At 49.6% G+C, this 18511-nt stretch carries 18 protein-coding genes; 7 read left to right on the forward strand and 11 right to left on the reverse strand.

Features of this window, described 5'->3' with window-relative positions; translation table 11 throughout:
• From IC617_RS17545 to IC617_RS17555, 3 genes are all read right to left on the reverse strand, one after another.
• Positions 1-228: a hypothetical protein gene (locus IC617_RS17545; RefSeq protein WP_191146290.1), complete on the reverse strand. Its 228-nt coding sequence runs from the start codon at positions 226-228 to the stop codon at positions 1-3.
• A gap of 135 nt (positions 229-363) precedes the next feature.
• Positions 364-1422, reverse strand: coding sequence for an L-dopachrome tautomerase-related protein (locus IC617_RS17550; RefSeq protein WP_191146291.1), 1059 nt, complete (start codon positions 1420-1422; stop codon positions 364-366).
• A 100-nt stretch (positions 1423-1522) separates the two neighbouring features.
• The gene (locus IC617_RS17555) at positions 1523-2488 is read right to left on the reverse strand and encodes a CE1 family esterase (RefSeq protein WP_191146292.1); all 966 of its coding nucleotides are present in this window, start codon (positions 2486-2488) and stop codon (positions 1523-1525) included.
• A gap of 350 nt (positions 2489-2838) precedes the next feature.
• Between IC617_RS17555 and IC617_RS17560 the strand changes: the two genes are divergently transcribed.
• The 3 genes from IC617_RS17560 to IC617_RS17570 all read left to right on the forward strand — a co-directional run bounded on the left by IC617_RS17560 (position 2839) and on the right by IC617_RS17570 (position 4161).
• Entirely contained in the window at positions 2839-3207 is a 369-nt protein-coding gene (locus tag IC617_RS17560; RefSeq protein ID WP_191146293.1) for a hypothetical protein, read from the forward strand.
• 36 nt (positions 3208-3243) lie between these two features.
• Complete coding sequence (locus IC617_RS17565; RefSeq protein ID WP_191146294.1) at positions 3244-3690, forward strand: YqaA family protein; 447 nt, start codon at positions 3244-3246, stop codon at positions 3688-3690.
• A 66-nt stretch (positions 3691-3756) separates the two neighbouring features.
• Positions 3757-4161, forward strand: coding sequence for a hypothetical protein (locus IC617_RS17570; RefSeq protein WP_191146295.1), 405 nt, complete (start codon positions 3757-3759; stop codon positions 4159-4161).
• On the opposite strand, the gene IC617_RS17575 is transcribed toward IC617_RS17570, so the two are convergent.
• Together IC617_RS17575 and hemH are read right to left on the reverse strand one after the other, a co-directional pair.
• Positions 4158-4550 (reverse strand): MAPEG family protein, encoded by a 393-nt coding sequence (locus IC617_RS17575; protein WP_191146296.1) that lies wholly within the window; start codon positions 4548-4550, stop codon positions 4158-4160. The two genes, IC617_RS17570 and IC617_RS17575, sit on opposite strands and share 4 nt — an antisense overlap.
• Positions 4551-4555: 5 nt before the next feature.
• On the reverse strand, positions 4556-5551 hold the full coding sequence (gene hemH, locus IC617_RS17580; protein ID WP_191146297.1) for a ferrochelatase: 996 nt from the start codon (positions 5549-5551) through the stop codon (positions 4556-4558).
• 188 nt (positions 5552-5739) lie between these two features.
• On the opposite strand from hemH, the gene IC617_RS19135 reads away from it, so the two are divergent.
• Complete coding sequence (locus IC617_RS19135) at positions 5740-7713, forward strand: alpha/beta hydrolase family protein (protein WP_191146298.1); 1974 nt, start codon at positions 5740-5742, stop codon at positions 7711-7713.
• 431 nt (positions 7714-8144) lie between these two features.
• Here the strand turns inward: IC617_RS19135 and adk are convergent, their stop codons facing one another.
• The 4 genes from adk to IC617_RS17605 form a co-directional block, all read right to left on the reverse strand.
• Positions 8145-8789 (reverse strand): adenylate kinase, encoded by a 645-nt coding sequence (adk, locus tag IC617_RS17590; RefSeq protein WP_191146299.1) that lies wholly within the window; start codon positions 8787-8789, stop codon positions 8145-8147.
• A gap of 141 nt (positions 8790-8930) precedes the next feature.
• On the reverse strand, positions 8931-10850 hold the full coding sequence (gene htpG, locus IC617_RS17595; RefSeq protein WP_191146300.1) for a molecular chaperone HtpG: 1920 nt from the start codon (positions 10848-10850) through the stop codon (positions 8931-8933).
• Between the two features lie 156 nt (positions 10851-11006).
• The gene (gene recR / locus IC617_RS17600; protein ID WP_191146301.1) at positions 11007-11609 is read right to left on the reverse strand and encodes a recombination mediator RecR; all 603 of its coding nucleotides are present in this window, start codon (positions 11607-11609) and stop codon (positions 11007-11009) included.
• A 103-nt stretch (positions 11610-11712) separates the two neighbouring features.
• Positions 11713-12822: an enoyl-CoA hydratase/isomerase family protein gene (locus IC617_RS17605; RefSeq protein ID WP_191146302.1), complete on the reverse strand. Its 1110-nt coding sequence runs from the start codon at positions 12820-12822 to the stop codon at positions 11713-11715.
• Positions 12823-13364: 542 nt separating this feature from the next.
• On the opposite strand from IC617_RS17605, the gene IC617_RS17610 reads away from it, so the two are divergent.
• A complete protein-coding gene (locus tag IC617_RS17610; protein WP_191146303.1) occupies positions 13365-13952 on the forward strand; it encodes a PliI family lysozyme inhibitor of I-type lysozyme in 588 nt (195 codons plus the stop codon).
• Positions 13953-14067: 115 nt separating this feature from the next.
• Here the strand turns inward: IC617_RS17610 and IC617_RS17615 are convergent, their stop codons facing one another.
• Both IC617_RS17615 and IC617_RS17620 read right to left on the reverse strand, forming a co-directional pair.
• Positions 14068-14859: a DUF3025 domain-containing protein gene (locus tag IC617_RS17615; protein ID WP_191146304.1), complete on the reverse strand. Its 792-nt coding sequence runs from the start codon at positions 14857-14859 to the stop codon at positions 14068-14070.
• Positions 14856-15659: a 23S rRNA (adenine(2030)-N(6))-methyltransferase RlmJ gene (locus IC617_RS17620; RefSeq protein ID WP_191146305.1), complete on the reverse strand. Its 804-nt coding sequence runs from the start codon at positions 15657-15659 to the stop codon at positions 14856-14858. Before IC617_RS17620 ends, IC617_RS17615 begins: the two co-directional genes overlap by 4 nt.
• A 114-nt stretch (positions 15660-15773) precedes the next feature.
• On the opposite strand from IC617_RS17620, the gene IC617_RS17625 reads away from it, so the two are divergent.
• Positions 15774-17411 carry a cation:proton antiporter domain-containing protein gene (locus tag IC617_RS17625; RefSeq protein WP_191146306.1) on the forward strand — a complete coding sequence of 546 codons (1638 nt, stop codon included), beginning with the start codon at positions 15774-15776 and terminating at the stop codon, positions 17409-17411.
• A gap of 255 nt (positions 17412-17666) precedes the next feature.
• On the forward strand, positions 17667-18176 hold the full coding sequence (gene crr / locus IC617_RS17630; RefSeq protein ID WP_191146307.1) for a PTS glucose transporter subunit IIA: 510 nt from the start codon (positions 17667-17669) through the stop codon (positions 18174-18176).
• Positions 18177-18511 lie beyond the last annotated feature (335 nt).

Genomic DNA, 18511 nt, shown 5'->3' on the forward strand with positions numbered 1-18511 from the left:
TTAATCGTCTGTGGCCTTTTCAAAGCTACAGCGAGGCAAAGAGGCACAGAGGTGCTTCAGGCGGCATGGATGCCGCATGCAGAGCGACACATGTACGTGCTTGAGCGTCAGCATGGGGTAAGGTTTACTCTCGCCCATAGCTATCGAAACATCAATGTGTTGCTGACAGCCAGTTAACGCCGAAGTAGCGAGCTTCGCAGCTTGCGACTTGTCCAGTCGAGACGCCATAAATACTTCCATGTAGGCTCTGCTGCCGCTTCCCTGCGGCAGAAGCTCTCCTATCCAACTCCCAAGCTGCTCTTAATCGTCTGTGGCCTTTTCAAAGCAATCGCCCCAGCTTAAAGGTGAAACTTTCGCGATCTATCAACGACCCTGAGGCGCTGCTGCCAAAGGCTTAAACTTCAGCAAAAAGAAGTCTAAATTAGACTCGCCAGTGTTATTAAATACCGGCGACTGGTGCAACTTATTAGACGACACGTAAATATAATCCCCAGCGTTGGCAAACCCTTCAATCCAACTGAGCAGATTATTGTCTTGGTGCAACAGCTGATATTGTCTATCTGGAGTAATCACCCCGATCGCGTTGGCTTCTAAGTCCGAAATATACAAGTTATTCGCACTATCGATAGTGATACCGTCACTCATCGGTTTTGCCGCATAGCGCTCAACTCGCTTTTCAAGTTCGATAGCCGATAAACTGGCATCAGCCAAATGACTCGTCTTAACGCGATAAATACTGTTGCTGCTCATCGGTGCAAAGTACAACCACTGCTCAGCCTCATCAATGGTGATTGGATTAACACCAACCCGCACCGGTATTCCGCTCGATTTAACGATTTCGCCATCCACCCGCAAGTCTCTCTCTTCGGCGACGGCCGCTTGGCTACCTTGTAACACCCGACGAATGGCTCCGGTGTCGATATCAATCACCAGAATGGCTGAGGTGTGCCTGCCAGCCGTTTCTGAGATGTAGATGGACCCATGGGTTCGATCAACGGCCAAGTCATTGAGAATAAATTCATTGTTGATAAACGGATAAGCAACATGAAATATGCGGAACAACTCGTTACGCTGAGTGTCCCAACCAACCACTCGACCCAGCGGCTTGTCGCCCCAAATTGAATCTAAGAACCACAATACTCCTTCACGGTCGGCAACAATGCCCAGTACTCCGCCCAATGCCGGAGAAAACTCATGAGCAGGATACGGCTGATAATCCCCATTGGGCAGCACCTCTAGTACTCGATATGGTGATCCCCAGCCCAAGTGAGAGCTCATAAACAGTCGATTGTCCGGCGTCACAGCAATATTGGCAGGCGGCATATTTACATCAAGCTGACGAACGATCTTGAGCTCGTTTTTTGCAGCAGCAGCGCGGCTAGCAACGAATATTGCCAGCAAAAGTAAGCACCAGCGCTTCATCGTACTTTTCCCTATTCGCGAGTCGAACGATAAATCTACATAGCAGCCAGCACAACATCAAACAAATTTAACTGTTAACAACAACAATAACTAGCAAGCCCTAGAAACGGGCAAAGAAATCGAGGATCACTTCATTGGCGTTGAGCTCGTAACTAGTGAAGCCAACGTAAGGATCGAGCTGGTACAAATCAATCGCTGAACCTGGCCAAGTGTGGCCCATTTTATCAATCAGGATTTGCTCTACGGCCACGCCCTGACGACAGTTGCCATAGTCAATGTGTTTTAGCAATGGCGTTAGCTCGCCATCGGCTCCCGGCAACTGGCGAGTAACCGGCACACCATCACAGCCAAATTTGTCAGCAAAAAAAGCACCGGCTTGCTCGACTGATGCCGAAAAGCCTGGCCGCCCCTGGATGGGAACAATGTGATCTTGTAGGCCATGGAGATGAAGAATTGCAAAATGGTGGTCCGATCCGCAGCGTTGTTGAACACTCAACGGCAAATTACCGCCGACTGGCGCAATCGCTGCTATCGGCACTTGCTCAGACATCTCACAAGCCATTAGATAACTCATATAACCACCATTGGAGTGCCCTGTGAGATAGGTATGTTTGGGCGACAGCGAATACTCTTGCTGCAGCTGGTCAATCATGGCCACTAAAAATTCCGCGTCCTTGGTGTTCGTGCCCCAGTGAATGTCCCACTGTGTTCCGGCCATTTCAAAACCTTCCGGTAACGCCTTTAACCCTTGAGGGTAGACAACCAGCACATCATCACGTTTCGCCGCCGCATCGCTAAAACCAGTCAACTCCATAAACGGCTGGTGGCCAGACAGATAGCCATGCAACACCACCACAAGGCGTGTCGCCTTATTTGCGTTCAACGCGGGATTGGCAAAAACCAGAAATTCCCGTTCAACGCCATCAATCATCATGGAGCGAACTTCATGACCAGTCGGCAGAGTTTGACTTTCCTCGGTATCGTTGGGGGCATTCGTTTCCTTCGCTTTGCCGCAGCTGAAAAACGCCAGCGCCATCAGCGCAACGAAAATAGTGGTCCTTGTCATGAGCGATCCTCGCAGAGCGAATGTTTGATAACTCGGCTATCTTCCCCCAAGGAGGTTACTCAAAACTATGATCGAAGCCGCAATGATGGGCACTGAATGGCGCTCATTCCTATCCTTTTAACCACCCAAAACTATGCTGAAGTCGTCATCGAGATTGTTACTAAAATGAATCAGATACAGCAACCTTGTTAAACACTCTAACCAGCAAAGAAAAAAGATATAAAACATAAGGTTAAATACACAAAAAAGACGTATTTTTTAGTTACGTTCAGCTGCAGAAAAGAATTATTACTCTAAGATAAGCACACCCCAAGTGGGGTTGATACACTGATTGATGAGGTACAGTGACTATGTCCCAGTACGATTCTCCTATCGGCAACTTTCAGTTGCGCGAGGGTGTGCTGGAATGGACTCCGAATGATTCGTTGGAATTTAATCTCGACACCCACAAAGCACTCAATCAAGCCTTGAGTGACTACGACTCGCCTGGCAAATTGCTAATTGCTTGGCGTGAAGACAACCATTTCGAACTGTCGGGCATTCGCTTGCTGGCTGATGGTTTTGACATCTCTGCTATCGCCTTTTGGTCGGCAGAGCGATATAGCCAATTAGCCGCTGAAGCGATTGCTGAAATACAACAGATTGCCTATCCAGAACGCAGCGTTCGAGTGATGGCTGATCGCGAGTCGGCCTTGGCATGGCTGCAATCGGTAGAGTAAAGTCGACGGAGATTTTTTCACTTCCATTCGCTATCTATGGCTGTTGTTGCTCTTTTCTGGACAAGCTTCCTCGCTGCCACGCTATTGCCCGGCGGCTCGGAAGCGGCATTATTACTCGCTTGGCAACAACAGTGGGCGGCGCCGCTGAGCCTTTTTCTGGCCGCTAGTATTGGCAATACTCTAGGTGGTCTGGTGACATTCTGGATGGGCTGGCAAGCTCGTAAATTGAAGTCACTGGAACAATTAAGTGCCAATGCATCAGCGCGTCAGCAAAAGGTGTTGGCTTGGATGCAACATCATGGCCACTGGGCTTTGTTATTAAGCTGGGCACCAGTGGTCGGTGATCTGTTGTGTCTTGCCGGAGGTTGGCTAAGGCTAAATCCTTGGCTGAGCACGCTGGCGTTACTGATTGGCAAATCGGTGCGGTATTTAGTGGTGCTTGGCGCCGCATCTTTGCTGTTCAATGGCCGGATAATTGCTTAACAAGGTTGCAATTCCGCCACCAAGAGGTAACTTGGGGGCTGTTTAATCCAGCCGTTAACGAGAACTATGACTGCCTTTTCAGGACGATTGCTTGCAGCCTCTTTGTTTATTGCGACCTTAGCGTCGTGCTCCAGCAGCCCAGAAGATAATGGCTACGATATCGAAAGCCAGTTGGTCATCGACCAGCAATCCTCACCGGTTAGTTTTAACTACCAAGCATTGATCACACCGCATCAGAGCGATCCGGATGAATCCCGCTCACGCAGCATTTACGATCGAATTTTGCCGCCTGAAGAGCCTTACCAGTTGAGTGAGCCGAGCAATGCTAAAGTGCTGCGCGAACATCAAGCGCTGAATGACTTAGAACATCAGTTGCAACAACGAGCATCGTGCCCGCGCAGTTATGAAATTGATAAGCTGACCCACAATGGCCGGCAAGTGGTTATCGTCGGCCACTGCTTGCCTCGCTAAGCCAGTAAGCTGGCGACACTAAGCCCGAGTAACCACAACGAACCGGCGAGTAACACCAATAGCGTTGATATAATACCGAACTTACGCCCTGCTGATTCACCGGCACTGGCCGACAATCCAACAGCATGAAGAACGCGGCCAACGAGCAACAGACCACCAAGGGCAAACAAGCCTGCCGGATGAGCCTGTTGCCACTCCAAAGCAGCGAGTATCAACAAGCACAGCGGCACATACTCAACAAAGTTACTTTGTACCCGAATCGCGCGCTCCAACGAATCGATCTCGCCGGCACCAATGCCGACTCGGTGGCGCAACCGCAGCCGAATAACAGAAGCCGATAACACCAATAACAACAACCCGTGAAGGGCAACAAATAAACCTGTGATCATTGCGATTACCAACCGTTCAGTTGTTCTGCTACCAACACGGACAGCAGTTTAATGTGACAAGGCGAATCATTGAGCGCACCAATGTAGCGATATTGCTCACCACCGGCTTCAACGAATACCTCTTTGTTTTCCTCAGCAATTTCCTCCAAGGTTTCAAGGCAATCGGCAGCAAATGCCGGACACATGATGTCGACCGATTTAGTCCCTTTGGCCGGCAAACTCTCTAGGGTTTCATCGGTGTAAGGCTGCAGCCAGGGCTCTCGACCAAAGCGCGACTGGTAGGTCAGTTGCCACTCATCAGATGCTAACTCTAACGCTTTGGCAACCGCTTCAGCGGTCGCCTGACAATGTTTCGGGTAAGGGTCACCGAGTTTGGCATAGCGCTCAGGAATGCCATGGAAGGACATCATCAGCAAATCGCTGCGGCCATGTTGTTGCCAGTGACTTTTCACTGAGCCCGCCAGCGCTTTGATGTATAGAGGGTGGTCGTAGTAATGATGGACCATTCGCAATTGTGGTATGTGGCGAATATTGGCTACCGCAGCATTAACGGCGTCTGCCACCGAAGCGGTAGTGGTCGCAGAGTATTGAGGGTATAGCGGCATCACCACGATCCGCTCAGCTCCGGCTTGGCGCAGTCGTTCGATAGCGTCAGGAATTGATGGATTGCCATAGGTCATGGCCAATTCGACCGGACAATCGACGGCAAAATCAATCAATAACCGTTGCCGCAATGCCGCGGCTTGAGCAACACCAATCGTCCGCAAAGGCGAATCGCCTTGCCAAATCGTTTGGTACGCTTTGGCTACCTTGGGGCTGCGGATTGGCAGAATAATGCCATTGAGCACCGGCCACCAAATCGCCCTTGGCACATCCACGACCCGCTTGTCAGATAAAAATTGCTTGAGGTAACGGCGCACTGCCGCTGGAGTTGGTTCATCGGGTGTTCCTAAATTGACCAGTAGGACACCGTATTGTTGAGGTTTTAATTGCAAATCCATCGGTTTTTTACTTCTCCTTGGAGATTGTCTCAGTGTACGGGATCTAATGGCCTTTGGACCAGCCAAAACAGGTAACCACGAGCGACCGCGCTCGCATTCCACTCACACAAATCATTACCTTGTTTGTCAGACTTTGCAATCTTAGTTAGAGTGCCTGTAAATCAATTAGTTGTTCAAGGATTAGAACAGTGCGCATCGCCCATTTTATGGTTCGATTAGCGACGGTCGTGTCGCTACTTATTTGTCCTTCATTAGCATTAGCCAACAATCAGCTAACCGCCAGCTCACCGCTGATACCGCTCGAAGTATTTGGTCAGTTGCCAGCCAAAACCATGATAAAGATATCGCCATCAGGTAAACGCTTGGCGTATCGGGATACCGCGAATGGGCAAGATATCCTTACCGTCATCGATTTAGCCAAGCATGAGGTCATTGGCGCGCTTGATTTGTCGAATATTCGTACCGATCAGCTCTACTTTCTCAGTGAGCAACAAGTGGTGATTCGCTCCACCCAGCATCGTCGCATTCGCGGCTACGCTGGAACCCACGATGTCAGTACCGCCTTCTTGTTTGACCTCGACAGCGGCAAAATCAAACAAATGCTGACGCCAGGCAAAGGCATCCACAAAGGACAAGGTGGCCTTGGTGATATCGTCGCCATATCCAGCGATCTTGCTTGGGTCTACATGCCGGCCTTTTTGAGCAATGAACGAAATCCCAGCTCACCTTCATACGGTCTGGTCAGAGTCAAACTCGACAACCCGAAACGGACGCCTCGAACCGTGCACAAAGGCACAGTCAATGCCCGTGATTTCTTTGTTGATCAGAACGACGAGTTGCTGGCTCGGGAGCGCTATGATGAATACCGCAAGCGCCACATTGTCGAAGCATACGATGACGGCCAATGGCGAGTTGTTTTTGAAGAAACGACGGACTACATCACCAAGGGCATTGAAGGGATCACGCCAGATTATCAAGCGCTAGTGATGTCAGCAGTGGCCGAATCGGGCCATCGCGCTTATTACCGTTTAGAGCTCGCTGACGGCACCATTAACGGGCCGATTTTTGCCCGCCAAGATGCCAGTGTTGCAGGCCTGCTGACCGATTTAGATCGCGTGGTCGCCGGCGTCCGCTATGCCGGATTCCAGCCGAGTTATGATTTTTTTGATGATAAGTTGAGTCGGCTGTTCAGCGCCATCACCAAAGCCATGCCAGATGACTCCATCACATTGGTCGACTACACCCCAGACTGGAACACCATGCTGTTCTACGTTGAAGGTATTGGCATCCCTGGCGAGTATTATTTGTTCAGCGACGGCGAATTCCGTTTTGCCGCATCATCCAGGCCACAACTCAAACCTGAGCAAGTCAATCCGGTTGAAATTTTTAGCTACCAAGCCAGAGACGGCTTAACCATCCCAACCTTGCTGACGCGCCCTGCTCATATCCAAACGAAAGCGCCGCTACCTGCGGTGATGTTGCCGCATGGTGGTCCTGAAGCTTATGACAGCAAAGGCTTTGACTGGCTAGCGCAATATTTTGCCAGCCGCGGTTTTCTTGTGATCCAACCGCAATTTCGCGGCTCATGGGGCTTTGGCCTTGACCATGTGTTACAAGGTCGCGGTCAATGGGGCAAAAAAATGCAGGACGACTTAACCGATGCCGTTAAGGTATTGGCCCAGCAAGGCCAGCTCGACGCCAATCGAGTGTGCATCGTCGGCGCCAGCTACGGAGGTTACGCAGCCTTGGCTGGCGCCACCTTTACTCCCGATCTCTATCAATGCGCGGTTTCCATTAATGGCGTTGCCGATTTGGAAATGATGCTTGATCGAGAAAAGCGCGAGCATCGCCGACGAGGCTCCATCGTTGCCTATTGGGAAGATGCCATGGCTAACGGCAATGCCAGTGACGCCTACTTAGAATCTGTTTCACCCATTCATCATGCCGCCAAGATTGATGCGCCGATATTGCTCATCCACGGCACCATCGACGAAGTGGTTGATATTGAACAGTCTGAAGACATGTACAGCACGCTTAAAAAATTGGGTAAAGAAGTGACCTTTATCGAGCTTGATGACGAAGGCCATTACTTGAGTCGAAATGAAACGCGACTGCAGACGCTACAGGCGATTGATCAGTTTATTCATCGCCATATCAATTAGTTGATGTAACTGAGAATCAGTTCTTCAAATGGGTGCGAATGGTCACACAACAAACAGCTTAATTTGTATTGTGACGACGGCTTAGATAGCTTCAGATCCAAGCCAAATTTGAACCTCTAGGAGCTAACCCATGAAACGACTGTTCGGCTTATTGGCATTCCTATCACTGGCTGCCTGCGCCTCAATCGTCTACGTATAGGGCCATATTAATTCGACAAAAAAACCGCCATTTCGGCGGTTTTTTTATGTTCAGGACGAACGGTATGCCGCGGGCGCATGGAAGCGCAAGAGCGGCCATGTTCAGGACGAATGGTATCCATCCTTAGGTCCGTGAACAGCACCTCCATGTGCTACTCCTGCCGCGGGCGCATGGAAGCGCAGGAGCGGCCATGTTCAGGACGAACGGTATCCATCCTTAAGTCCCTACTGCATTAGCTCAGTGCAGCTAATACTTTCTCGGAAACTTGATCAACCGACTCGGTGCCATCAAATTTCAGGTATTGAGTGGCGCTCGCAGCCGCTTCTGCGGTGTAGAAGTCGATCAACGGCTTAGTTTGGTCGTGGTAAACACCCAAACGCTTGCGGACGGTATCTTCTTGATCGTCATCACGGATCACTAAGTCATCGCCGGTGACATCGTCTTTGCCTTCAACCTTCGGTGGGTTGTAAACAACGTGGTAAGTGCGGCCAGAGCCAGGGTGTACTCGGCGACCGCTCATGCGCTTAACGATTTCTTCGTCAGGAACATCGATTTCAACGACATAATCAACGCTAATGCCCGCATCTTTCATGGCATCGGCCTGAGGGATAGTGCGTGGGAAACCGTCGAGCAAAAAGCCGTCGGTGCAATCTTCTTGAGCAACACGCTCTTTTACCAAGCCAATAATGATGTCATCCGATACCAGCTGGCCAGCATCCATCACTTTTTTCGCTTCCAATCCAAGTGGGGTTCCGGCTTTGATGGCTGCTCGCAACATGTCACCTGTTGAAATTTGGGGAATTCCAAATTTGTTCATGATGACTTGAGCTTGAGTGCCTTTACCGGCTCCAGGGGCGCCCAGCAAAATAATGCGCATAATTGGCCTCTTTTCTCTATTTTTTTGAATGAATAAAAACTAAAACCCCGCGGATCCTAGCAGGCTATGCTGCATTTAGAAAATCCACGGGGTTAGACATTTGGCGTAGGTGACTACCTTGCACCGTCAATAAGTGAGATTTTAACCTTGGTTAAGCAACAACTTATTGACCCGAGCCACGAAAGAAGCAGGATCATCTAATGTACCCTGCTCTGCTAACGTTGCCTGATCCAGTAGCAGTTGACTCCACTCAGCGAAGGTATCTTCCGCTTGCAAGCTGTCCATTTGCTTCACTAGGTCATGCTCTGGGTTCACCTCAAGAATAAACTTCTGCTCTGGCACAGGTTGGCCTGCCGCTTTCATCAGCTTAACCATTTGGCTCGACATATCGTGTTCATCAACCACGATACATGCTGGCGAGTTGGTTAAACGGTGCGTCACACGAACGTCTTTAACGGCTTCACCCAGTGACGTTTTGATCCGCTCAACCAAACCTTCAGAGGATTCTTCTAGTGCTTTTTGCGCTTCTTTGTCGGCATCATCTTCAAGCTCACCCAGATCAAGCGCACCGCGCGTGACCGAGACCAGTTGCTTGCCGTCAAACTCATTGAGGTGACTGATCAGCCACTCATCAACGCGCTCTGACATCAATAGTACTTCCACGCCTTTCTTGCGGAACACTTCCAAGTGAGGGCTGCTCTTAGCAGAATTAAAGCTGTCAGCAACGACATAGTAAATCTTGTCCTGACCTTCTTTCATCCGCTCGATGTAGTCAGCCAAGGATACCGTTTGCTCAGCGGTATCATTGTCGGTAGACGCAAAACGCAGCAGGCCAGCGATTTTTTCTTTGTTGGCGGCGTCTTCTGCTGGGCCTTCTTTCAGCACGTTACCGAATTCTTTCCAGAATTCCTGATACTTCTCAGCATCTTTCTTGGCAAGTTTGTCCAGCATTTGCAACACGCGCTTGGTACACGCTTTACGCATGGCGTCAGTGACTTTGTTGTCCTGCAGCAATTCACGCGACACGTTTAGTGGCAGATCGTTGGAGTCCAGCACACCCTTCACAAAACGCAGGTAAGTCGGCATGAATTGCTCGGCATCATCCATGATGAACACGCGCTGCACATAGAGCTTGAGGCCATGCTTAGACTCGCGGTTCCACATATCGAATGGCGCGCGCTTAGGAATAAACAGCAAGCTAGTGTAATCGTGAGTGCCTTCGACACGGTTGTGTGACCAAGTCATTGGCGCTTCAAAGTCGTGGGAAATATGACGGTAAAACTCGCCGTATTCGTCATCAGAAATATCTGATTTTTCGCGAGTCCACAGCGCTTTGGCAGTGTTTACCTTGTCCCAGCTCGCCGGTACGGCAGGAATTTTTTCGCCGTCTGGGCCATCTTGCTCTGGGATCTCGTCTTTCCACATTTCAACGGCAATAGAGATGTGGTCGGAGTATTTGTTGACGATCTGACGCAGGCGCCAATCATCAAGGAATTCTTTTTCTTCTTCACGCAGGTGCAGGATGATGTCGGTACCGCGGTCAGACTTGTCGATATCTTCAACGGTGAAATCACCTTCACCCGCCGATTCCCACTGAACACCCGCATCGGCGCCAAAGCCTGCGGCACGAGAGCGCACGGTGACGCGGTCAGCAACGATAAAGGCGGAATAGAAGCCAACACCGAATTGGCCGATTAACTGAGAGTCTTTTGACTCATCGCCGCTCAATTGGTTGAAAAACTCAGAAGTGCCAGATTTGGCAATGGTGCCTAGGTGTTCAATCACCTGATCCCGAGTCATACCGATACCGTTATCGGAAATGGTCAGGGTACCGGCGTCTTTGTCGGCACTGATGCGCACCCGAAGTTCACCATCATTTTCGTACAGGTCATTGTCAGACAAAGCTTTAAAGCGCAATTTGTCTGCCGCATCAGCGGCGTTCGAGACCAGTTCACGAAGGAAAATTTCTTTATTTGAGTATAGGCTGTGGGTTACCAGATGCAGCAGTTTGCCGACTTCGGTTTGAAAGCCATGGGTTTCGCGTTGTGCAGTTTCGCTCATCTTACGTCCTCTATCTCAATCTTTCGGTCAGAGCTGTTGTTGGATTGGGATATAAGGGCGACGATTTCGATTTCAAGGGGAAAAGTGCAGTCGATGCAAAATTTGCTGGTGTCAACGGCTTGGCTCGGGCCGGAGAGCGACCGGCCAAGCTCAACATCAACTCATGGACGTGCGACCAGCAAATGAGCGCGCCAACGTGGTGCCATCGACATATTCCAGCTCGCCACCGACAGGCACGCCATGAGCAATGCGCGATGCTTTAACGCCGTGGCGACTGCAAATTTCGGCGATGTAGTGTGCGGTGGCATCCCCTTCAACCGTCGGGTTGGTGGCCAGCACGACCTCTTCAATGTGGCCTTTGACTAATTGTTGCTCAAGCAAGCTCAGACCAAGCTGCTCTGGGCCAATGCCATCAAGCGGCGATAGATGGCCATACAAAACAAAATACAAGCCACTGAACTGACCGCTTTGCTCCAGAGCCATTAAATCAGCTGGCGATTCCACCACTGCAAGCACGCTGGCTTGACTTCGTTTCGGACTCTGGCAGATGGTACACAACTCTTGCTCGGTATAATTACGACATTGCTGGCAGTGGCCCACCTCCGCCATGGCCTTTTGTAAGGCGTTGGCCAGCTCTTTGGCGCCATCGCGGTCACGTTCTAGCAAATGAAAAGCGGCGCGCTGCGCTGACTTGCGGCCAACACCGGGTAAACAGCGTAGCGATTCGATCAGTTGTTCAACTAAAGGGCTAAATTCCATCACCGAGGTCCGTGATTATTATCAATCATGCAAAGCAATCTAAAGAGCGGTCATTCTGCCACAAGCTTGCCTGTGGGGCGAAGCGGAGAACAAGCGAATGAAGCTAATCGCGCAGATCCACCAGCGGATGTTGTGACTGCGGCCATGGCGACGTCAGCAGATCATCGATAACCGAGTCCGGCACATCGCTCAAACTGGCATAGCGCCAATTGGGTGTTCTGTCTTTATCGATCAGCAAAGCACGAATGCCTTCGGTGAGTTCTCCGTGGCGACCTAAGTTCGCCACAATCGATAATTCCAAACGAAAGCAGTCAGCCAAGCTCATGCCGCGAATGGCAAGTTGACGCCAAATAATGTGAGCCGAAATAGGACTGCCGCTCGCAAAATTCAGTGCCGCTTTTTTAATCCAGCCATCGCTGCCTTGGTAGTCGTTTAACTGTTGCTGCACTTGAGCGACCGAATCGCCAGCACAAAGCTGTTCAATCAATTCAATACGCGAGGTCAGCCAGCCCTGCGAGGGTTGATGAATGCGATATTCATGCAGCAACTCGGATAGCGACTGATGATCAGAACCATCGGCCTGCCACGACAACAATTGCAGTTGGCTCATAATGGCTTGCTTCTGGTCGTTTTTGATTTGCTCATCAGCCAAACTCAGCGCCACCGCATCAACGCCATTGATCTGACTGCCGGTCAGCGCCCAGAAACGGGCCACCTCCGGCTCCATTCGATTAAGAAACCAAGTGCTGCCGACATCGGGAAATAAGCCCACCATGACTTCCGGCATCGCCAGCCGTGCTCGCTCGGTAACCACCCGATGGCTGGCACCAACCAACAAGCCAACACCTCCGCCCATAATAATGCCGTCGGCCCAGACCAATAACGGTTTTGGGAAGTGAAAAATGGCGTGATCGAGGCGGTATTCGGAGGCCAAAAATTCAGCCAGATCAGGCTGTAGTTGGTTAGGGTTGGCCGTCATGATGTGGTGCATGCTAAATAAATCACCACCGGCACAAAAAGCCCGATCACAGTTGCTATCGAGGACCACGGCAACCACACGGCTATCGTGTCGCCAGCTCTCTAATTGTTGGTGAATTTGGCCGATCATGGTGGTATTGAGCGCATTCAAGTGCTCAGGGTGATTAAGAGTCAGCCGTCCGATTCGGCGACCATTGGCCGTCGGTATCGTCTGGCTAAGCACCATGTTGGTCATAGCATTACCAATTTATGTTGGTCGCCAACAATGCGACGGGATAAGAATAGTTGGCTCTTAGGGCTTGCAGGACAATCAATGTCAACACGAGTAGACCTTTGTGATACTCATCAAATGAGCACCGTTACTCGCATCTGCACCAAGCCTTATCGACAAAATAATTGCCGCATCTTAAATCATCGGTCGCTAATGTAACAAGGCTGGTAATCGCGCTGAGTTATCTCAAGCCGTTGCAGAGCGTTCCTCTAGACGAGTAACACTCCACCACGACCGAGCTCAATTAGAGCTGAGTCGCTGATTTTTAGCAACCAACAAGATATATTAAATCTCACTAAGGGAATCAATCGGTTAGAGCATTATGCTGATACCAAGCCTAGAGGACATAGGCGAAAACTCTCCGAAAACATCCCCATTTTCAACATAGGTATACAGTGTAGTGGCACACTGAATTTGGCCACCTATCAGGATAGTGCGCACTCTACATACCTACTAACTGTTATGTGTTTTTCTGATTCAGCGTTGTTGAATCCAACAAGGTGTTTATGAAACAGCTATTTCTTTCAGTTATTGGGTTGCTGTCACTTAAAGCAAATGCAGGGACAGAAATCATTCAGCACCAATTTAAAACCGAAATCACTACTGATATCTATGTAAGAACTGGTGCTGGCGAGCACTCTTGTGGTGGAACGGCTTCAATAAGTGCCTTTTACTATGGTTTTGATGAGTATATTGATGCAGTTATCTTTGGACGAGGAGGCCCTGTAGCCGAAACGTGGGTTATTGATAGCGACAAAAATAATAACCCAGAAGTTTTTGTTTGGGTTCGCTCGTGCGGCAGTGGTGGTTTAGGGGCTATCCATGCATATGAACTTTTAACCTACGATGATGAAAACATAAGGCGCAGTAGAAGAAAAATAAAATGGGTAGAGGTGCAAATACCACCTGTTCCACCTGCATTTCTAGAGCGCCATAGGGGGCATGACACATTCGATGTCCTTCCTGATGGCTTGATTCGTACATTTCCCCAGTACAATGCAAGTGACTCTAATGCTGCCCCAACGAAAGAGCCCTTAACCATTAAGTACTTGTTTAAAGATAAAAAGTGGGTGATTTCCGAAACGGTGCAATAAACACGTAACAAACGCATCAAAAGCGCTCGCAGGCTCGCTGGGCGTTGATATGAATTCCGGCATTAAACAACCTGAATGAGTGATTTTTGGCGAGTAAGTGTCGGCTGACGGCTGGTCAGTCGATTCTTTTCGGGCGGAAGTAGCTTTGATCATCAAAAAAGCTCGCTTCGATCGGTTCTTGATGCCAGCCCGGTACACCAAGGATCGGCAATGGTTTTAACTGCCGCGGTGATTCGAGCGTTGGCAGTTTCGCAGCCAAAAGCCTATCGGCTTCGGCGTATTGTTGAGCAAGGGACAACGCTGCGAAATCATCATCAACCATCAATACCAATGCCTTGCCGCACCAGCCTAAATGGGGAGCAAACGCCTGTTCATAAAGCGCATGACCAACCACCAGCGGGCTAATTGTCTTGCCCCAGCCTGAGCGCCAGTGCCAAAACAAATCATGCCAGCGGTGCTCATTCAGTGCGTCACGCCATTTTGATTCACTACAAAGCAGCAACACCCCGCATTCATCCAGCAAGGTTAAGGCATCACGCCGTTTGCTGCGTGGTTTGCCATAGCGTTGAATATCAGCAACATGAAGTTGGTTCATGAGCTTTTTACTGTATGGAAGCTGACTCCAAATCACGGCATTGAAGAAGTCATGCCAGTTATTTCGGGTGGGGACCGCATTAAATTCGGCAACATAGCTTTCATAGCTCATGCCGGCCTGATCCAATGCCGTTTGCGACACCAGTTTGATGTTTTGCAACTGCAAGTGTTGGGCGAGTGACGCGGGTTCCGGCCAACACTTTAATTCGCTTGTTGCTGCAGCCTGCTGTTGCAGATTGGCAAAAAGTGGCGAGCATTGGCGCCAATCCTGCCGCCAAAGGCAAGCAGATTCAAACGGCGAGGGCTGGCTCATATTGAAGTAATATCAAAATGCTTGGCTTGACACTTCATGGTGTGAGCCATCCAGTCAATGACGCGTCTGGCCGCCCCCATAATCAAGGGATCGGCCCGATAAAGTAACTGACAACCGAGCATGCCTGTGGTATTCCAAGTCACTTCTGAAACGGTCAGATTCATACTCACCGCTAATTTTCGAATATCACGATGCGACACATTGCGACTCGATGTCAGGCTATCAGGCAATGGCAACCACATCAGCATATCAACGGGTAACGCCATCATTTCTGCCAGCGATTGCCAGCTGGGATAATCAGGATGGCGACGAGAGCGGATACCAGGCGGGTCAACCAACACAAAGTCGGCTTGCTCTAACAGCAAGTCGTTCACTTTGACTTCATTTTGGCCAACAAATTTGGCTTGGGGAAAGCTATCTTTTAGCGCGTTGACGCAAACTTCCGAGGTATCCCACAGCAGTAACTGCGGCTTAAAGCCATGTTGCACAATGAGCTGTTCGGCAAATTTTGACGAGCCTGGATAATAAGGCTCTTTTTGGGTTTTGGTCGCGCTGACGTGTTGATGCCAATAGCGCACCGAGCTTAGCGGCGGAACGGTGATATCAAGCAACTTTGCCGCGCCTTTTCGCCAGCCTTTACTCTGTTCGATGGGGTATGCAGGCCGCCCAGCAAAGGTATCGGCATAACAGAAAAATTTACCTTGGTGTTTTTCTAACTTGCCGTCGAGCAATTGGCAGAGCGTTAAGTGCTTAAACACATCGCCAAGATTCCCCGCTTTGGTTTTGTGTTCGTAGGCCATTGTCACTCTTTTTTCGGTCGCAATGGCGGCAAAGATAACAAGTCTGATTGGTCAAAACCAGATCCAATGCTATGGTGCAAATCAATAACGTTCGCAACAATCTGAAAGGTATTCATGGAGTCAGCTCTTTTAGATATCGCTTTTGCCCTTGGTTTAGGGATGATGGCCACCCGCTTTGGACTGCCACCATTGGTAGGGTTCTTGATTGCCGGTTTTGCGCTGCATTTGGTTGGTGTTGAAGCCACCGAAGAAATTGGCATTTTAGCCGATCTTGGGGTAACCCTGCTGTTGTTCACCATTGGCCTCAAGCTCGATGTTAAATCATTAGCCGCGAAACCGTTCTGGGGCAGTGCGCTGATCCAGATGACCACATCAGTCGCCTTAATTACCCCAACGCTAATGCTCCTTGGCCTGTTAATGCCATTCCCCTTATTGGAGCAACTTGACTGGCAAACCGCCGCCCTTCTAGCGTTCGGCCTGAGTTTTTCCAGTACCGTATTTGTCATTAAGATCTTGCAAGAAAAAGGTGAAGGGCAAAGCCTTTACGGCCAATTGGCAATCGCCATTCTGATTATTCAGGACATTTTTGCGGTCGTCTTTTTAACCATTTCCAAAGGTGTCATGCCCAGTCCATGGGCCTTTGCCTTGCTACTTATCCCGCTATTACGGCCGATCTGGTTTGCTCTGATGAAGCGAGCTGGGCACGGCGAACTGCTGGTGTTGTTTGGCCTGTTTATGGCCTTCGGCATGGGCTACGGCTTATTTACCATGGTCGGCATTAAAGGTGACTTAGGCGCGCTGCTGATGGGCATTATGCTGGCGCCAAGTAAAAAATCCGACGAATTAATGAAGTCGCTCTACAGCATGAAAGAACTGTTCCTGATCGTGTTCTTTCTGGAAATTGGTATGCGCCAATTCCCCGGCTCGGAAGCAATCGCTGTGGCCTTGGTGTTACTACTGTTACTGCCGCTCAAGTCGCTGATTTATGCCGCTGCAATTCGTTGCTTTAATTTGCGGATCCGCACCACTCTGATGGCGTCGGCCTCGCTCACCAACTTTAGTGAATTTGGTCTGATTGTTTGTGCCATTGCGGTCAACGCCGGCTGGTTATCGCAGGACTGGCTCACCACAGTTGCACTTGCGCTGGCGCTGAGTTTTATTTTGTCGGCACCTTTGAACCAACAAGTCGGCAAACTGTATGTCAATTTGCGCCCAAGACTCGGCTGGTTACAACCCCGTCAATTGAATGATTTGGACCGCCCCATTGCCCTCGGCAATACCCAGTTTCTGGTGGTTGGTATGGGCCGCATTGGTACGGGTACCTATGAATATCTCAACGCCCATTTTGGTGGCTCCGTCACCGGCGTAGACAGTGATTCATCCCGAGTGAGTCATCACCAGCGCCAACATCGCAATATTATTCATGCCGATGCTACCGACCCCGATTTTTGGCACAAGGTTGAATTGTCAGGCACGCTGCGCGGCATCTTTCTCGCGATGCCAGAACACACGGGTAACTATTACGCCGCCAAACAGCTGTCGAAAACCGATTACTCCGGCGATGTTGCTGCGGTCGTTCGCTATTTCGATGAAGAGAAACAAATGGCTGAACTGGGCGTAACCAGCGTCTTCAATGTTTACCGAGAAGCCGGTAAAGGTTTCGCTCAAGACAGCTGCGAGCGACTGGGCTTTATTGAGCAGCAAACCACCCATATTGAAGACACTGATGTCGCCGCCATGGAAAAAACCTAGTGGCATGGGCTTCGTTACCATGAGTAACGTAAATGGGTAACGTAACTGAAGCAACTGTCGATATGGATTGGCATTAGTTAAAAATGCATTAAAATTATCAATGAGTTGTTGCAAAATTGAACAATAAAAACTAAACCCTATAACATTGATTTTGGTTTTGTTCTGACACCACAAGAGATATTTTTCTAATTAATCTCGTTGGTGTTAGACTTACCGACACAGTGATTTAGGCAACCATGATAGGAGCCAGAAAACATGGGTTTTTTCAATAAACTGAAAAAACTGGTTAGCGATGAAGCCGACGCGACCAATGGTATTGAAATTTATGCTCCAGTGAGCGGCGAAATCGTCAACATCGAAGACGTACCTGACGTTGTGTTTGCTGAAAAAATTGTCGGCGATGGCATTGCAATCCACCCAACCGGCAACCGCATGGTGGCTCCTTGCGACGGTACCATTCGGAAGATTTTCGAGACCAACCACGCCTTTAGTATTGAATCGACCAGCGGCATTGAGCTGTTCGTTCACTTTGGTGTTGATACCGTCGAGTTAAAAGGCGAAGGTTTTAAGCGAATTGCTCAAGAAGGGCAAAAAGTGAAAACCGGCGACGTAGTCATTGAGTTTGATTTACCGCTATTAGAAGCAAAGTCAAAGTCTGTCCTAACGCCTGTTGTGATCTCTAATATGGATGAGATCAAGCAGTTGGATAAACACTCAGGGAAAGTTTCCCTTGCCGAAAGCGTCGTGCTGACGTTGCGCAAATAAGCCACAAAGAAGATCACCAAAGCCCCTGCTCTAGGGGCTTTTTTATGTCAGCTGCCTCATCACGACTCACCGTTGTCGCAAAACCAACATTGCCAAACCACCAATGTGAAGCCCTCATTCGAATAAATTACGCTAGCTACGGTTGATATGCCCTTGCGTTGAGTACAAGCCGTCAGCCGCTTTTGAGCTTGGTGCATATTTTGCATAATGCTATGTTGTTGATAATGAAAAGGGGGCTGTTGGCCTAATGCCGATCAGTTAACGACAAACTGATCGGTTGACCGATCTTCCGCAGGCTATATAAAGGTCTTAACTTCTTCAGTTAGGACCTTTTT

Source organism: Neiella litorisoli (assembly GCF_014773395.1).
In the GTDB taxonomy this organism is placed as follows: domain Bacteria; phylum Pseudomonadota; class Gammaproteobacteria; order Enterobacterales; family Neiellaceae; genus Neiella; species Neiella litorisoli.

Coding starts and splice junctions, on each gene's coding strand:
- IC617_RS17620 (WP_191146305.1), bottom strand. CDS start 15,659: ATGGCCTACGAACACAAAACCAAAGCGGGGAATCTTGGCGATGTGTTT.
- IC617_RS17575 (WP_191146296.1), bottom strand. CDS start 4,550: ATGATCACAGGTTTATTTGTTGCCCTTCACGGGTTGTTGTTATTGGTG.
- IC617_RS17555 (WP_191146292.1), bottom strand. CDS start 2,488: ATGACAAGGACCACTATTTTCGTTGCGCTGATGGCGCTGGCGTTTTTC.
- htpG (WP_191146300.1), bottom strand. CDS start 10,850: ATGAGCGAAACTGCACAACGCGAAACCCATGGCTTTCAAACCGAAGTC.
- IC617_RS17560 (WP_191146293.1), top strand. CDS start 2,839: ATGTCCCAGTACGATTCTCCTATCGGCAACTTTCAGTTGCGCGAGGGT.
- crr (WP_191146307.1), top strand. CDS start 17,667: ATGGGTTTTTTCAATAAACTGAAAAAACTGGTTAGCGATGAAGCCGAC.
- IC617_RS17565 (WP_191146294.1), top strand. CDS start 3,244: ATGGCTGTTGTTGCTCTTTTCTGGACAAGCTTCCTCGCTGCCACGCTA.
- hemH (WP_191146297.1), bottom strand. CDS start 5,551: ATGGATTTGCAATTAAAACCTCAACAATACGGTGTCCTACTGGTCAAT.
- IC617_RS17625 (WP_191146306.1), top strand. CDS start 15,774: ATGGAGTCAGCTCTTTTAGATATCGCTTTTGCCCTTGGTTTAGGGATG.
- IC617_RS17550 (WP_191146291.1), bottom strand. CDS start 1,422: ATGAAGCGCTGGTGCTTACTTTTGCTGGCAATATTCGTTGCTAGCCGC.
- IC617_RS17615 (WP_191146304.1), bottom strand. CDS start 14,859: ATGAGCCAGCCCTCGCCGTTTGAATCTGCTTGCCTTTGGCGGCAGGAT.
- IC617_RS17570 (WP_191146295.1), top strand. CDS start 3,757: ATGACTGCCTTTTCAGGACGATTGCTTGCAGCCTCTTTGTTTATTGCG.
- adk (WP_191146299.1), bottom strand. CDS start 8,789: ATGCGCATTATTTTGCTGGGCGCCCCTGGAGCCGGTAAAGGCACTCAA.
- IC617_RS17605 (WP_191146302.1), bottom strand. CDS start 12,822: ATGACCAACATGGTGCTTAGCCAGACGATACCGACGGCCAATGGTCGC.
- IC617_RS17610 (WP_191146303.1), top strand. CDS start 13,365: ATGAAACAGCTATTTCTTTCAGTTATTGGGTTGCTGTCACTTAAAGCA.
- IC617_RS17545 (WP_191146290.1), bottom strand. CDS start 228: ATGGCGTCTCGACTGGACAAGTCGCAAGCTGCGAAGCTCGCTACTTCG.
- recR (WP_191146301.1), bottom strand. CDS start 11,609: ATGGAATTTAGCCCTTTAGTTGAACAACTGATCGAATCGCTACGCTGT.